13 protein-coding genes are annotated in these 14385 nt (G+C 73.2%); 9 read left to right on the top strand and 4 right to left on the bottom strand.

Annotation, left to right across the window (positions count from 1 at the left end; genetic code table 11):
• The first annotated feature begins 237 nt into the window (after nucleotides 1-237).
• The 5 genes from NLX94_RS21350 (at nucleotide 238) to NLX94_RS21330 (ending at nucleotide 6204) form a co-directional block, all read left to right on the top strand.
• Complete coding sequence (locus NLX94_RS21350) at nucleotides 238-981, top strand: YhjD/YihY/BrkB family envelope integrity protein (protein ID WP_254384588.1); 744 nt, start codon at nucleotides 238-240, stop codon at nucleotides 979-981.
• On the top strand, nucleotides 978-1736 hold the full coding sequence (locus tag NLX94_RS21345) for a glycosyltransferase family 2 protein (protein WP_254384587.1): 759 nt from the start codon (nucleotides 978-980) through the stop codon (nucleotides 1734-1736). Before NLX94_RS21350 ends, NLX94_RS21345 begins: the two co-directional genes overlap by 4 nt.
• Complete coding sequence (locus tag NLX94_RS21340; RefSeq protein ID WP_254384586.1) at nucleotides 1733-2878, top strand: cytochrome P450; 1146 nt, start codon at nucleotides 1733-1735, stop codon at nucleotides 2876-2878. Before NLX94_RS21345 ends, NLX94_RS21340 begins: the two co-directional genes overlap by 4 nt.
• The gene (locus tag NLX94_RS21335; protein WP_254384585.1) at nucleotides 2875-3801 is read left to right on the top strand and encodes an NAD(P)-dependent oxidoreductase; all 927 of its coding nucleotides are present in this window, start codon (nucleotides 2875-2877) and stop codon (nucleotides 3799-3801) included. Before NLX94_RS21340 ends, NLX94_RS21335 begins: the two co-directional genes overlap by 4 nt.
• 120 nt (nucleotides 3802-3921) lie before the next feature.
• Nucleotides 3922-6204: an NACHT domain-containing protein gene (locus NLX94_RS21330; RefSeq protein ID WP_254384584.1), complete on the top strand. Its 2283-nt coding sequence runs from the start codon at nucleotides 3922-3924 to the stop codon at nucleotides 6202-6204.
• 64 nt (nucleotides 6205-6268) lie between these two features.
• Here NLX94_RS21330 and msrB read toward each other — a convergent pair whose 3' ends face one another.
• The 4 genes from msrB to NLX94_RS21310 all read right to left on the bottom strand — a co-directional run bounded on the left by msrB (nucleotide 6269) and on the right by NLX94_RS21310 (nucleotide 9574).
• Nucleotides 6269-6676 carry a peptide-methionine (R)-S-oxide reductase MsrB gene (gene msrB, locus NLX94_RS21325; RefSeq protein ID WP_254384583.1) on the bottom strand — a complete coding sequence of 136 codons (408 nt, stop codon included), beginning with the start codon at nucleotides 6674-6676 and terminating at the stop codon, nucleotides 6269-6271.
• 36 nt (nucleotides 6677-6712) lie between these two features.
• Nucleotides 6713-8107, bottom strand: a complete 1395-nt coding sequence (murC, locus tag NLX94_RS21320) for a UDP-N-acetylmuramate--L-alanine ligase (RefSeq protein ID WP_254384582.1) — start codon at nucleotides 8105-8107, stop codon at nucleotides 6713-6715.
• Nucleotides 8108-8185: 78 nt separating this feature from the next.
• Entirely contained in the window at nucleotides 8186-8653 is a 468-nt protein-coding gene (locus NLX94_RS21315; protein ID WP_254384581.1) for an indole-3-glycerol phosphate synthase, read from the bottom strand.
• A gap of 147 nt (nucleotides 8654-8800) precedes the next feature.
• On the bottom strand, nucleotides 8801-9574 hold the full coding sequence (locus tag NLX94_RS21310) for a pyrimidine reductase family protein (RefSeq protein ID WP_254384580.1): 774 nt from the start codon (nucleotides 9572-9574) through the stop codon (nucleotides 8801-8803).
• Nucleotides 9575-9610: 36 nt separating this feature from the next.
• Between NLX94_RS21310 and zapE the strand changes: the two genes are divergently transcribed.
• The 4 genes from zapE to NLX94_RS21290 all read left to right on the top strand — a co-directional run bounded on the left by zapE (nucleotide 9611) and on the right by NLX94_RS21290 (nucleotide 14385).
• Nucleotides 9611-10717, top strand: a complete 1107-nt coding sequence (zapE, locus tag NLX94_RS21305; RefSeq protein WP_254384579.1) for a cell division protein ZapE — start codon at nucleotides 9611-9613, stop codon at nucleotides 10715-10717.
• Nucleotides 10718-10778: 61 nt separating this feature from the next.
• Entirely contained in the window at nucleotides 10779-11207 is a 429-nt protein-coding gene (locus tag NLX94_RS21300) for an OsmC family protein (protein WP_254384578.1), read from the top strand.
• A gap of 212 nt (nucleotides 11208-11419) precedes the next feature.
• Nucleotides 11420-12763: an alkaline phosphatase PhoX gene (locus NLX94_RS21295; RefSeq protein WP_254384577.1), complete on the top strand. Its 1344-nt coding sequence runs from the start codon at nucleotides 11420-11422 to the stop codon at nucleotides 12761-12763.
• Between the two features lie 707 nt (nucleotides 12764-13470).
• A complete protein-coding gene (locus NLX94_RS21290) occupies nucleotides 13471-14385 on the top strand; it encodes a PPK2 family polyphosphate kinase (RefSeq protein ID WP_374684003.1) in 915 nt (304 codons plus the stop codon).

Here is a 14385-nt window from a genome sequence, read left to right as displayed (position 1 = left end):
GGCAACAGTGCCGCACACGGCAACGCTCCCGCACCGCCTCCGCCTGCGCCTCCCCGCGAGGCGGCACCTCCGCGCAGGCCCGGGCCTCCGTGCGGGGCGGGGCGGGCGTTCCGGGCCGGGCCTCCGGTCAGGGCGGGGCAGCACGTGACGGCCGGGATCGGGCGGGGGTGGGGCCTGGGCGCACGCCCGCGGCGCCGGGAGGGGAAGTCCGGTGGGCCGGGGGTGTGGGGGCGGGTCATGGCCTCCCACCGCCGCTACACCCGGGCCAACGGCGACGCGCTCGCGGGCTCGCTCACGTACGCCCTGCTCGTCGGGACGGCCCCGGCGGTGCTGCTGGTCGGCTCGCTGGCCGGTCGGGCCGGGTCGGACGGGAGCGGGGTGCGCCGGGCCGTCGACGGTCTGGCCGCGGGGCTGCTGCCCGCCGCCGCGGCTCCGGTGACCGGTCGGCTGCCCGTCGTCGCCCCGCACTGGCGGCCGCTGCTCGTGGTCGCCCTCGGCTGGGCGGTCGTCCGGATGACCCGGGCGCTGCGTACGGGCATCCGCGCCATGTGCGGGCAGAACGCGGGCAGCGGCAACCCGGTGCGCGACGCGGCCCAGGACGTCGCGGGGGCCGCCGCGCTCTGCCTCGCGGGTGCGCTCGTCGCCGTCGTGGTGACGGCCTGCGGTCCCGCCCTGACGGTCCCCGCGCTGTGGGCGCTGTTCTCCGCCATCCTGTGGCTCGCCCCGCGCCGGGCCCCCGGCCGGCCCCGGGCAGCCGCCTTCGCCGGGCCGGCGCTGGCCGCCGCGCTGGCCTGCCGGCTGCTCGCCCTCGCCGCCGGCCCGTACCTCGCCGCCACCGCCGAACTGCACGGCGACCTCTACCATCGGGCCGGGCCGCTGATCGGGCTCGTCGTCTGGGGCAGCCTGTGCGCCCGCGTGCTGCTCCGCGCCGCGTCCTGGGCCGGCGCCACCACCCACCAGACGAAAGGAGAGCGGAGTTGACGAATCTATGGGTGATCGTGCCCGCGTACAACGAGGCGGCGGCCATCGGGGCCACCCTGGCCGCGCTCGCCGCCCAGCACGACACCGGATTCACGCTCGCGGTCGTGGACAACGCCTCCACCGACGGAACGGCCCGAGCCGTACGGGACTTCGCGCGCGCGGCGCCCTTCCCCGTCGAGCTGCTCACGGAGGAGCGGCCCGGTGCCGGGACCGCCGCCGACACGGGGTTCCGGTACGCCATCGCCGCCGGCGCCACGCACCTGCTGCGCACCGACGCCGACTGCCTGCCCGCCCCGGACTGGACGGCCGTCGCGAAGGCGGAGTTCGGCCGGGGCGCCGAGATGCTGTGCGGCCGCAGCGTGCCGCGGCGCGACGAGGGGCCCGGCCTCCTCGAAGCCCGTCTGCTGCCGGCGGTGATCCGGCTCACCTCGCTCTACGGCCGCTACCGGCCCGCCCACCGGCACCCCCGCTACCGCACCCCGTACGTCCTGTGCCACGGCCACAACCTCGGCATCACCGCCGGCCTCTACCTGCGCTGCGGCGGGGCCCTGCGGGTGCCGCTGCACGAGCGGTCCGAGGACGTGGAACTGCTGAACCGGGCCCGCGAGCACAGCGACCGGATCGTGCGCACGGAGCGCCTCGTGGTGGAGAACAGCTTGCGCAGGCTGCGGAGTTGGGGAGCGCGCCGGACCCTGCTCTGGTACTGGGACCGGCGCTACCGGCCCGCCGACACCGCGGAGGCACACGTCCGATGACCACCGACCCGACGATCCGCACGAAGGACGGCGCGAAGGCCCGTACGAAGGCAGGTGCGAAGGCCCGCCGCCGGGACCGGCGGGTCTACCTGCGCGCCCACCCGCTCCTGTTCGCGCTGCTCGCCACCACCCGGGGGCGGCCCGTGCGCCGGCTCGGGCACGGCACGCTGCTCGTCCACGGCACGGCGGCCTACCGGGAGGCGCTGACCAGGCTGCCGCTGGACCGCACGGCCCCCGGCACCACGGGCGGCGCGGCCCGGGCCGCCCGGGTGGAGGGGGTGCTCTTCGACCAGGAGGGCTCCGGCCACCGGGACGGCCGCCGGGAGGTGGCCGGGCTGCTCGGCGCGGCCGGGACCCGGGAACTGCGCTCGGTGTGGCGCCCGTTGCTCCTGCGGCGGCTCGCGCCGCTGGCGCTCGGGGGCACGGTGGACCTGGTCCCGCTGGCCCGGGAGCTGGCCGGCGCGGTGGTGTGCGCGCTGCTGCGCCCCGGGGCCGGCGCCTGCGCTTCCCCCCTCGCCCTCGCGGAGGCCGCCGCCGAGGCCGCGGCCACCTCCGTGCGCAGCCACCTCCCCGGCCCGCCCCGCCCCGGCGCCGGGGCGGCTGCGGTCCGCGCCGCCGAGCGGCTGCGCGGGCTCCTGGGTCCGGGGGCGGACGCCCGGGCCGCGATGCTGGCGGTCGCGGCCGTCAACACCACCGTCGCGGCGCTGCCCCGGGCCGTTGCCTGGTGCGCCGACGCCGGCCTGTGGGACCAGGCGGCGGACCCGGCGCTGCGTCCCGCGCTGGCCGGTGAACTCCTGCGCGTGACGGCGGCCTCGCCGCTCCTGCCCCGGGTGGCCGCGGCCGACGGCGCGGTCGGGGGCTGCCCGGTCCGGGCCGGGGACCGGCTGCTCCTGGTGGCCCGGCACGCGGCCGGAGCCCACCTGCGGGACCCCGACGGGCGCAGCCCCGCCGAACCGGGCGTCGCCCGCCTGGTCTTCGGCGCCGGGGCGCACGCCTGCCCCGGAGCCCGCCTGGCGCGGGAGCAGCTGGAGGGCGTACTGGCTGCGCTGGCTCCGCACCGGCCGGTCGTGACCCGGGCCCGGGTGGACCGCCGGGCCGCCCTGCCCGGGTGGCGTTCGCTGGTCGTACGGGCGGCGGCATGACATCCCGTAGGCCGTCCGACGCGGCCGGGATCCGGATCGCCGTCACGGGCGCGAGCGGCTTCTGCGGCGGGCACGTGGCCCGCGCCGCTGCGGCGGCCGGGGCGCGGGTGGTGTGCGTGGGCCGCAGGCCCGGCCCGCTCGGGGAACACCGCTTCTGGGACGCGTCCCTCGGGGAGCCGGACCTCTCGGGCACGGACCTCGTGGTGCACTGCGCGGCGGCGGTCGGCGATCCGGCGCCGGGCTCCCCCGCCGAGGCGGTCATGCACGCGGTCAACGTGACGGGCACCGAACGGCTGCTGCACGCGGCGGGGGCCCGCCCGGTGGTCTGGGTGAGCAGTGCCAGCGTCTACGATCCCCGCCTCGACCGCACGCTCGTCCGCGAGGACCACCCGCGCACCGGGCACCTGAACGCCTACGGCCGTACGAAGGCCGCAGGCGAGGCCCTGGCGCTGGCCGCGGGCGCCGTGGTGCTGCGCCCGCGCGCCGTGTACGGCCCCGGCGACACCCAGCTCCTGCCCAGGCTGCTCTCCCGGGTCCGCGCCGGGACCCTGTTCCTGCCGGGCCCGGACGTCCCGCTCAGCCTGACGGCGGTGGAGAACCTGGCCGACGCCTGTCTGGCGGCTCCCGCCTGGCCCCCGGGCGCGTACAACATCGCCGACGCCCGCCCCTACCGCCGCGACACCGCCGTCGCCGAGGTCCTGCACGCCCACGGCGTCCGCGCCCGCGTGCGCCACCTCCCGACGGCCCTGGCGGGAGCGGCGGCCCGCCTCGCGGAAGCCCTGTCCACGGACGAACCCCTCCTGAGCCGCTACGCGGTGGACCAGCTCGCCCACCCGGTGGTCCTGGACCTGACCCGCTCCCGCACCCAGGGCTGGACCCCACCCCGAACCCTCCCGGACCACCTCGGCGACCTGCGGGGGTGAGGCACGGGATTGCTGACCGACCATCAATTTTGCTTCTCACCCTCGCTGTTTGGGTGGAAATGGGGTACACGCGGGGTCCATACTCACTCAACGTCAGGTGGTTGCGCGAGGAGAGTGTGCGTGTACGAGGACGAAACAGGGCCCGAGTTCGAGAAGAGGGCGCTGAGTGCCGCCCAGGCGATCCACGACCCGATGGGGATCCAGGGGCCCATCATGCACAAGGGCCGGGAGGTCGACAGCGCGTTCGCCAGCGACGAAGCGCTCCACGTCTATGAGTTCACCGTGCGGCGCGACAAGGCCAAAGCCGAGTACGACGCCGAGAAGGTGCGCGAGGTCCTGATCGATCTGCACGCCATGCCGGAGCACGCCTACAAGAGCGTCACCGGTTGGTTCGTCACGCGCGACGAGCCAACGGCCGAGCAGAAGGGTGCCGTGAAGCGGCAGGCGGAGATCGCCAGGTTCCCGATCCACGCCATCAGCTTCGCCACGCTCTCCCGACGGCTGTGCGACTCCGAGAGCTACATCAAGTGCCGGGACCTGGCGCCGTTCGGAAGCCTCGCCTACGTGCCTAAGAGCTCGACCTCCTCGGTCAACGTCGGCACGATCTTCGCCGACCAGGAGGAGCAGCGGTCGGGCGTCAAGGAACTCGCCAAGTCGCTGTCGGGCGGGGCGCGCCAGCTCATCATCGGAGAATTCGGGATCGGCAAGAGCCATGCCCTCAAGCAGCTCTACAGCGAGGTGCGGAAGTCGCACTTCAAGTCGAGCAAGCTGGCTCCCTTCCCGGTGCACATCAACCTCCGCGACTGCGCGGGGTTGAAGACCCCCGCCGAGATCCTGCGCCGGCACTCCGAGGAGATCGGCTTCAACAGCGAGCGCGCCCTGACTTCCGCGTGGCGGGCCGGGGCCTGCGTCCTGCTCCTGGACGGATTCGACGAGATCGTTCCGACACGTTGGATGGGGAACGCGGCGGACGTCAAGGCCGTTCGGTACCAGGCGCTCTCCGGAGTGCGGGCGCTCATCGAGCAGACCCCCACGGAGACCGGGATCGCCGTGTGCGGGAGGGCCAACTTCTTCGCTTCCCTGGACGAACTGATCGATGTCCTGGGCATCGGCGACGACTGCTCGGTCCAGACGATCCACGACTTCACGGCCGAGCAGGTCAGCAGCTACCTGGCCAAGGCCGGGGCCTCCGGCAACGTTCCCGAGTGGCTCCCGGCGCGCCCCCTGCTCATCAGCTATCTGCTGGCCGACGGGGCACTGACGGACATCGAGGCGGACTCCGCCATAGACCAGGCCACCGCCTGGCGCAGGCTGTTCGACCTGATCTGCAAGCGCGAGGCCAAGATGTTCACCGCCGTCCGCCCCGAGACGATCCGGCAGACCCTCTCCAGAGTGGCGACGCTCGCCCGTTCCACCGGGCACGAGACCGGGCCCATCGACATGGAAATGCTCAAACGGGCGTTCCGGGAGGTGAACCGGCAGGAGCCCGACGAAGAGGGCACCACGCTCCTGCTCCGGTTGCCGGGCCTCGCCCACTCCGCCTCGCACGGGGCGGGCACGGACGAGGAGCAGCGCGTCTTCGTCGACCGGGACCTCGCGGACACGGCCTACGGCGAGGACTTGGCCGGCTACCTGGATCGCCCTCATGAGGGACACACGCTCTCCCAGAACGCATCCTGGGTGGTGGCTGTGAGCGACCTGGGAGTCAGCGTCGCCGCACAGTCGCTCGAAGCGCGCGGCATCTCCGCCCGAGCCGTCATCGCGACGGCGAAGCGGCGGCAGAACGATCACCACTACGACGCCATCACCCTGGACACGCTGCGCGTCGCCGACAGTCTCGCTCCGGACAAGGGCCGCCAGCACTTCATCGTGGACGGCGTGATGGTCGAATCGCTCACACCCTCCAGTGCGAACAGCGTGCTGTCCGGGATCAGCTTCAGCGCCTCGGTCATCCAGCGTCTGGACATGTCCTCGCTCGAATCGGACGAGGCCTGCCCCGAGTTCCGATCCTGCCTGATCGGCCTGATGGACGGGGCGGCCAGCCTGCCCAAGGGGATCGCCGACAAGTTCGTCGACTGCGAGTTCGAGGGGTTCTCGGCGCAGTCGCAGACCACCGCCGGGATCATGCAGTTGAACCTGTCGATGGACACGAAGATCGCGCTCACGATCCTCAAGAAGATCTACTCCCAGCGCGGAGCGGGCCGCAAGGAGAGCGGGCTGTCCCGGGGCCTCGACCCCGCGCTGCGCGGCCGTGTGCCCACGGTGGTCAGCGCCCTGCAGTCGCAGGGGTGGGTCCAGAAGGTCACTTCGGGACGCGAACCGATCTACGTGGGGGTCAAGGATCGCCGGCCCGAAGCGCTGCAGGTGCTCGAGGAGCCCCGCCGCTTCGAGTTCTCGGCCTGACCGGGGCGCACCCCTGTGGGTGGTCCTCCCGGCGCCCCTCGGGCGCCGGGAGACCATCTGGTCGTCAGCCCCCGGCGGGGGTGAGCCGCAGGGAGATGCTGTTGATGCAGTACCGCTGGTCCGTGGGGGTCGGGTAGCCCTCGCCCTCGAAGACGTGGCCCAGGTGGGAGCCGCACTTCGCGCACAGGACCTCGGTGCGGACCATGCCGTGGCTGACGTCCGCCTTCAGCTCGACCGCGTCGGAGTCCTTCGGGTCGTAGAAGGACGGCCAGCCGCAGTGCGACTCGAACTTCTCCGTGGAGCGGAAGAGTTCGGAGCCGCAGCCGCGGCAGCTGTAGACGCCCTCGGTCTTGGTGTCCGTGTACTCACCGCGGAAGGCGGGCTCGGTTCCGGCCAGGCGCAGGACCTGGTACTCGGCCGGGGTCAGCTCCGCCTGCCACTGCTCGTCCGTCTTCTCGACCTCGTACGACATGACCACTCTCCCGCTTTTCCGCTCTTCCCAGAGCCGTCAGTTCGACAGACGGGCCAGGATGGCCGGCCCCAGGTCCGTGACATCGCCCGCACCCATGGTGAGAACGAGATCGCCGGGCTTGGCCATTCCCGCGATGACGTCGGCGACGGCTTCCTTGGAGTGCTCGGGCGTGACGTCGGCCCCGGCGGCGCGCGCCGCGTCGATGATGATCTCGCTGGTGATCCCGGGGACCGGGTCCTCGCGGGCGGGGTAGATGTCGAGGACGACGGAGGCGTCGGCGAGGGCGAGGGCCTGGCCCATCTCCTTGCCGAGTTCCTGGGTGCGGGAGAAGAGGTGCGGCTGGAAGACGACCAGGATGCGGGAGTCCCCTGCGGCACCCCGGATGGCTTCCAGGTCGGCGGTCATCTCGGTCGGGTGGTGCGCGTAGGAGTCGATGACCTGGACCCCGGCGGCCTCGCCCTTGAGCTGGAGGCGGCGCTTGACCCCGGTGTACTTGCCGAGGGCGGAGGCCAGGTTGTGCGCGGGGATGCCCATGGCCACGCCGGCCGCGAGGGCTGCGACGGCGTTGAGGGCGTAGTGGCGGCCGGGCACGGAGACGGTGAAGGTCAGCGGGCGGCCGTCCAGGACGACGGTGACCTCGCTGGTCATGCCGCGCGGGGTGATCTTGGTGATGCGGATGTCTCCGCCTGCGGACTCCCCGTAGGTGACGAGCCGGGGACCCGGCGTGGCGCCGATGCGGCGGATGAGCTCCGCGGCACCCGGCTGGTCGGCGCAGACGACGATGGTGCCGCTCGGGACGACCTTGCCGACGAAGGTCTCGAAGGACTCGTAGATCTCGTCCATCGACGCGTAGTTCGCGTGGTGGTCGAGCTCCGCATTGAGGACGATGGCGACCTCGGGCGTGTACTTGTGGAAGCTGCGGTCGCTCTCGTCCGCCTCGGCCACGAAGATGTCGCCCTCGCCGTGGTGGGCGTTGGAGCCGGGGGCGTCCAGGTCGCCGCCGATGGCGTACGAGGGGTCCAGACCCAGCGCCGAGAGGGAGACGGCCAGCATCGAGGTGGTGGTGGTCTTGCCGTGGGTGCCGGCGACGGCGATCGGCCGCAGGCCGTCCATCAGCCCGGCCAGGGCGTCGGAGCGGTGCACGACGGGGATGCCGAGCTCGGCGGCACGGGCCAGCTCCGGGTTGTCGGCGCGGATCGCGCTGGAGACGACCACGCAGGTGGCGTCGTCGGCGAGGTGACCGGCGGCGTGCCCGATGTGGACCGTGGCGCCGTGGGCGCGCAGCGCCTGGGCGGTCTCGGAGTCACGGGCGTCGCTGCCGGCCACCTGGGCGCCGCGCTGGGCCAGGATCTTCGCGATGCCGGACATGCCGGCGCCGCCGATGCCGATGAAGTGGGGCCGTTCCATGGCGGTCGGCAGGCCGGGCTTCATGCAGGTAGCTCCAGGATCGAGTGCGTACGTACGGCAGCCGGATGCGCGATGCGGATGCGCGAGCCGACCGCCTCCACCCTATTCCTTGTGGGCGAAGAGCTTGAGCACCGGAACGCCGACCTTGTGGCGCGCCCGCGAGGCCCAGTCCCGGTGGAAGAACTCCTCGACGTAGTGCGGGGCGGTCAGCACGATCACCTCGTCGGCGTTGGTCTCGTCCACCACCGCCTTCAGCTTGTCGAGGGGATGCTCCTCGACGATCTGCCCGACGGCCTTGGCTCCCTTGGCCCGCAGCGACGCGAGGGAGTGCTCGATCGCCTGTTCGGCCGGGCCGCGGGCGGCCTCGCCCTCGGGTTCGTCGCCCTCGCGAATGGCCTCGGGAAGCTCACCGAGCGCTACGTCGTCGATGGCGCGCAGCAGCCGGTCCCGGTCGCCGCGGGGCTGCATGAGGACGATGAAGGAGACCTGCTCGTCTCCGTGGAGGGTCGTGACGAAGTCCACGTCGACGGGGGTCAGCGGCTGCTCGATCATCAATACGCTCGTGAACACGGACGCCCTCTCCTTCGTGGGCCGAGGCCGGCCGGCCGGCCCCTGCGGAAACCATCCTGCCCCGCTGTCGCACGGGGCCTGTGCGGTTATACCTGCCCAGTTATGTGCCCAGCGGAAGCTAAGCGGAACGACAAATTCCGCCTCTCTTCAGATCCGACGGTAACGCGTGAAGAGGAACCCGGCCTCTTCCAGCAGGCAGGCCGGTGCGAGCCGGTGCGGAACCGTGACGGAGGGGCCGCCGGAGATCCGCTGGGCGTCACCCGCCGTGAGCATGGGCGAGATCGTCAGGCACAGCTCGTCCAGCGCGTCCGCCGCCACGAACTGGCCCAGCAGCCGGGGCCCGCCCTCGGTGAGCTGGCGGCGCAGCCCCCGGTCCGCGAGTTCCCGTACGGCGCGGAGCGGGTCCACGCCCGCCCCGTCGCCGGCCACCACCACCTGAGTCCCGGCCTTGGTGGCCTCGGCGACCCGGTCGGCGGGGGCGGCGGCGCCGGTGAGCAGCAGGGTGGGCACCAGCGGGGAGGTGAACAGCGGCAGCGAGAAGTCCAGGTCCAGGCTCGCGGAGACCACGGCGATGACGGCCGCGGGCCCCTGGCCCGCCGCCGCGCGGCGGGCGGCGAAGGCCTCCCGGGCCCGCGCCGGGCGGTAGCCCTCCTGGCGAACCGTTTCCGCGCCGACGACCACCACATCGGCCAGGGCCCGCAGGGTGCCGAAGATCCGCATGTCGGTCTCGTTGGAGATGGGCTGGGAGCGCCCGTCGTGCTGGGCCGCGCCGTCCAGGGAGGAGACCATGTTGGCCCGCAGCCAGTGGCCGTCCGGGCCGCAATCGGGGTACTCGTACGCCTCGGCAAGTTCGTCCAGCGACCATGCTCGGTCGGTCAGGTCCGCTGATGTCTGATCGGTCACAGGGAACAGGCGTCGCATCGGTGCAGTGTGCCACGCCCCGTAGAGTTAAGAGCTGTGTCAACATCACTCTCGCCCTCAGCGTCAGCCTCCGGGCGGCCCCCGATAGCCGACGCGGGACCGCAGTCCCTGTGCGCCCGCGAGCCGCGGGTGCCCGCCGAACGGCTCGTGGCCGAGATGGTGCCGCCGCCCCGGTTCGACGCGGTGCGCTTCGACACCTACGACCCGGACCCGGGCGAGCCCAGCCAGTCCGAGGCCGTCACCGTGCTGAGCGGTTTCGCCGCGGGCCTCGGCGGGGCGCACGCGAGCGGCTCGGGCAAGAAGCGGTGGTTCTCGCGGGCCCCGAAGGCGGCCCCGGCCGGCCCGCGCGGGGTCTACCTCGACGGCGGCTACGGCGTCGGCAAGACCCACCTGCTCGCCTCCCTCTGGCACGCCACCCCGGCCGAGCCGGCGCTGAAGGCCTTCGGCACCTTCGTGGAGCTGACCAACCTCGTCGGCGCGCTCGGCTTCCAGCAGACCGTGCAGACCCTCGGCGGGCACCGCCTGCTGTGCATCGACGAGTTCGAGCTCGACGACCCGGGCGACACCGTCCTCGTCTCCTCCCTGCTCAGCCGCCTGGTCGAGCAGGGCGTTGCACTGGCCGCGACCTCCAACACCCTGCCCGGCAAGCTCGGTGAGGGCCGCTTCGCCGCCGCCGACTTCCTGCGGGAGATCCAGGGGCTCTCCGCGCACTTCCGTCCGCTGCGCATCGACGGCCAGGACTACCGCCACCGCGGCCTGCCCGAGGCTCCCGCGCCGTTCTCCGACGAGCAGGTCGCGAAGGCCGCGTACGCCACCGAGGGCGCGAGCCTCGACGACTTCCCCGGGCTGCTGGAGCACCTGGCGCGGGTCCACCCCAGCCGGTACGGGGCCCTGACCGACGGGATATCCGCCGTCTGCCTCACCGATGTCGGCCCGGTCCCGGACCAGTCGACGGCGCTGCGGCTGGTGGTCCTGGCCGACCGGCTGTACGACCGGGAGGTCCCGGTCGTGGCGGCGGGCGCCCCCTTCGACCGGCTGTTCAGTGACGAGATGCTGAACGGCGGCTACCGCAAGAAGTACTTCCGGGCCATCTCACGGCTCACCGCACTGGCACGCGACGCGAAGCCCCTGGTATCCCAGTAGGTTTGGGGACGCCGGTCCGTTCCGCGGACCGGCCGTTTCCACTTCTGCGAAGGGATCCACCATGGCTGCCACCCGCAATGCACACGCCGTCTGGGAAGGCGACCTGTTCGAAGGCAAGGGCGTCGTCACGCTCGACTCGTCCGGCCTCGGCAGCTACCCCGTCTCCTGGCCCGCGCGGACCGACGAGGAGGCGAACGGGCGGACCAGCCCGGAGGAGCTCATCGCCGCCGCGCATTCGAGCTGCTTCAACATGGCCTTCTCGAACGGTCTCGCGAAGGCCGGCAACCCGCCGGTCAAGCTGACCACCTCGGCCGCCGTCACCTTCGTGCCGGGCAAGGGCATCACCGGGATCCACCTGACCGTCGAGGGCGAGGTGCCGGGCCTGGACAACGACGCGTTCGTCGCCGCGGCCGAGGACGCCAAGCAGAACTGCCCGGTCAGCCAGGCCCTGACGGGTACGACCATCACCCTCAGCGCGAAGCTGGCCTAGCGCCTGCGCTCCGCCCCGATCCAGCCCCGCCGGCGTTTGAGGCGCGGGGTCCGGGGCGGAGCCCCGGGGAACGGGGGAAGGGCGGGGAGGGGCACGGCTCCGCGCAGGCGGACTCCCCCCGGCGGAGCCCGCCTGCGCGCGGCGCGGCAAGGGCGACGGGGTGGCGTGATACCACGGCCCCGTCGATATCCGCCCCCGCCCCGGAGTTGCCGATGAACCTCAGCCGACGCAGTCTGATCGCGGCCGCGGCCGTCTCCTTCGGCGGAGCCCTGGGCGCGCTGTTCACCGGCGCCGCCACCGCCTCCGCGCCCGCCCGCGGCCACGGCCCCCTCGTGCCCGACCCCGCCGGACTGCTCGACCTGCCCGCCGGGTTCACGTACCGCGTCCTCTCGCGCGCCGGCGATCCCCTGCGCTCGGGCGAGGGCACCGTCCCGGGCAACTTCGACGGCATGGCCGCCTTCGACGCCGGGCTGGGCCGCGTCCGCCTGGTGCGCAACCACGAGAACCGCACCACCGCCTCCCGGCGGGTCCCTCCCGTGGAGGGACTCACCTACGACCCGGAGGCCCTCGGCGGCTGCACCCTCCTCGAACTGGACCCGGACGGCCGGGTCACCGCCGAGCGCGTCGCCCTCGCCGGCACCGCCGTCAACTGCGCGGGCGGCCGTACTCCCTGGAACACCTGGCTGTCCTGCGAGGAGACCGAGGACCGGGCGGGCACCGCCGGCTACGCCCGCGACCACGGCTACGTCTTCGAGGTGGACCCCGCCGACCCCCTCCGCTCCGGCGCCGTCCCGCTCACCGCGATGGGCCGCTTCGCGCACGAGGCCGTCGCCGTGGACCCGTACCGCGGTGTGGTCTACGAGACGGAGGACGCCTTCACCGAACCCTTCGGGCTCTTCTACCGGTTCCTGCCGGCCCGCCCCCTCGGCGGCCTCGGCTCCCTGCGCGCGGGCGGCGAGCTGGAGGCCCTGCGGGTCCCCGGACTGGCGAACCTGGCGGTCGTGGACGAGCCCGGGGCCGAGTTCCCGGTGGAGTGGGTCCCCGTACCGGACCCGTCCGCGTCCGGGACCCCGATCCGGCTCCAGGACTTCGGCCCCGGCGGGATCACCCACGCCCAGAAGCTGGAGGGCTGCTACTGGGGCGACGGCGGCGTCCACTTCGTCTCCAGCTACTCCCGCACCCGCGAGGGCTCCCCCGCCGACCACCACGGCCAGGTGTGGTTCTACGACCCGCTGCGCGCGCGGCTCCGGCTGGACGTGGTCTTCGGCCCCTCCGCCGACGTCGAGCTGCCCGGCGACTCCCCCGACAACATCTGCCTGGCCCCCGACGGCGGACTGATGGTGTGCGAGGACGGCGGCGGCGCGCAGTACGTCTTCGGCGTGACCCCCGGCGGCGAGGTCTACCCGATGGCCCGCAACGCCGCCGACACCGGGAAGCCGGGGGCGCCGGAGTGGAGCGAGTTCGCCGGGGTCACCTTCTCCCCGGACGCCCGGACCATGTACGTGAACGCGTACGCCCCCGGCACCACCTTCGCGGTGACGGGTCCTTGGCAGTGACCCGTACCGTCTTACGGCCCGCCCTCACCGCCTTCCGGCCCGCCCCGCCTGGTCTTTCGTCACGTCGCGGCCCACGGCGTTGTGGTGGAGGATCGTAGGGAGTCGACGGATCGAGGTAGGTAGCGGTGGCCAAGAAGGACAGCGGGAAGCCGACGGGCTCGGCCGAGCCGACGGAGACGGCGAAGTCCGGGAAGGGCACCAAGCCCGCGGCGGCGACCAAGGCCGCCAAGGGCACGGAGGACGGGAACCCGGCCAAGGGTGCGGGGGCCGCGAAGGCCTCGAAGTCTCCCAAGGGCGCGGAGGCGGCGAAGTCGGCCAAGTCCGCCGACGCCGCCAAGGCGGGGAAGTCCCCCAAGGTCGGGAAGACGGAGAAGCCCGGCAAGGCCTCCAAGGGTGCGAAGGCGGACGAGGCTTCCACGGCCGAGAAGGCCGCCGGGTCGCCGAAGGCGGGCAAGGCGGGGACCACCGCCAAGGCCTCCAAGGCCTCCAAGGCGGCGGACTCCGGGAAGCCGGCCAAGGCCTCGAAGCCGGGCGCCCGGGAGGCGACGCCGAAGGCGGGCAAGGCGGCGCAGGCCGGGGAGCCGGGCGGCGGCCCCGACGCGGCCGCGCAGTCGGCCCCGCCCGCCAAGGGCGAGAAGAAGGCCGAGGCCCCCGCCGCAGGCGGGAAGGTGAAGTCCAAGCCCCTCTCCCTGCGCGAGCTGCTCCGCATCTCCGCCGAGAACTCCAAGGGCTCCCGGGGCGGCGCCCGCAAGTCCGGGAGCCACGGTCACGTCCACGGGTACGACACCCCCCTGGGCCCCCTGCTCCGCGTCCCCTCCGGCGAGCGCGTCGATCTCGGAGCCTTCCATCCCGCGGCCACCCCGGGCGGTCCGGCCGACAAGGCGGCCGGCGTGGCGGCCACGGCCCACATGGCCGAACGGCTCGGCTCCCTCCAGGAACGGCTCTACGCCGCCAGCACCGCGGGCGACCGCCGCCGGGTCCTGCTGGTGCTCCAGGGCATGGACACCAGCGGCAAGGGCGGCACGGTCAAGCACGTGATCGGCCTGTTCAACCCCTCCGGCTGCCGGATCAAGGCCTTCAAGGCGCCCACCCCGGAGGAGCAGAACCACCCCTTCCTCTGGCGGGTCATGAAGGCGCTCCCCCAGCCGGGCGAGATCGGCATCTTCGACCGTTCGCACTACGAGGACGTCCTCATCGCCCGCGTCCGCGACCTGGTGCCGCGCAGTCAGCTGGGCCGCCGCTACGCGCAGATCAACCGGTTCGAGAAGTCCCTCGCCGACGACGGCGTCACCGTGGTGAAGGTCTTCCTCCACATCGGCTACGAGGAGCAGCGCAAGCGGCTCCTGGAGCGGCTCGACAACCCGGACAAGCACTGGAAGTTCAACGTCGGCGACATCGAGGAGCGCTCAGTGTGGCCCGCGTACCAGCAGGCGTACGAGCTGGCGCTCGAGCGCTGCTCCACGGACGTCGCGCCCTGGTACGTGGTCCCCTCGGACCGCAAGTGGTACCGCAACTGGGCGATCAGCAAACTGCTGCTGGAGCATCTGGAGGGCATCGCGCCGCAGTACCCGAAGGGTGACTTCGACGTGGAGGAGTGCCGCACCCGCCTGCTCGCCACATAA

The sequence above is a fragment of the Streptomyces sp. TBY4 genome (assembly GCF_024213195.1).
Classification (GTDB): Bacteria; Actinomycetota; Actinomycetes; order Streptomycetales; family Streptomycetaceae; genus Streptomyces.
Note: the sequence above shows the minus strand (reverse complement) of the source record. Positions and strands in the feature narration are given on the sequence as shown.

Excerpts from the sequence above, each read along its gene's own strand:
- NLX94_RS21350 (WP_254384588.1), top strand. The coding sequence starts at position 238 with ATGGCCTCCCACCGCCGCTACACCCGGGCCAACGGCGACGCGCTCGCG.
- NLX94_RS21340 (WP_254384586.1), top strand. The coding sequence starts at position 1,733 with ATGACCACCGACCCGACGATCCGCACGAAGGACGGCGCGAAGGCCCGT.
- NLX94_RS21335 (WP_254384585.1), top strand. The coding sequence starts at position 2,875 with ATGACATCCCGTAGGCCGTCCGACGCGGCCGGGATCCGGATCGCCGTC.
- msrB (WP_254384583.1), bottom strand. The coding sequence starts at position 6,676 with ATGTCGTACGAGGTCGAGAAGACGGACGAGCAGTGGCAGGCGGAGCTG.
- murC (WP_254384582.1), bottom strand. The coding sequence starts at position 8,107 with ATGAAGCCCGGCCTGCCGACCGCCATGGAACGGCCCCACTTCATCGGC.
- NLX94_RS21310 (WP_254384580.1), bottom strand. The coding sequence starts at position 9,574 with ATGCGACGCCTGTTCCCTGTGACCGATCAGACATCAGCGGACCTGACC.
- NLX94_RS21300 (WP_254384578.1), top strand. The coding sequence starts at position 10,779 with ATGGCTGCCACCCGCAATGCACACGCCGTCTGGGAAGGCGACCTGTTC.
- NLX94_RS21295 (WP_254384577.1), top strand. The coding sequence starts at position 11,420 with ATGAACCTCAGCCGACGCAGTCTGATCGCGGCCGCGGCCGTCTCCTTC.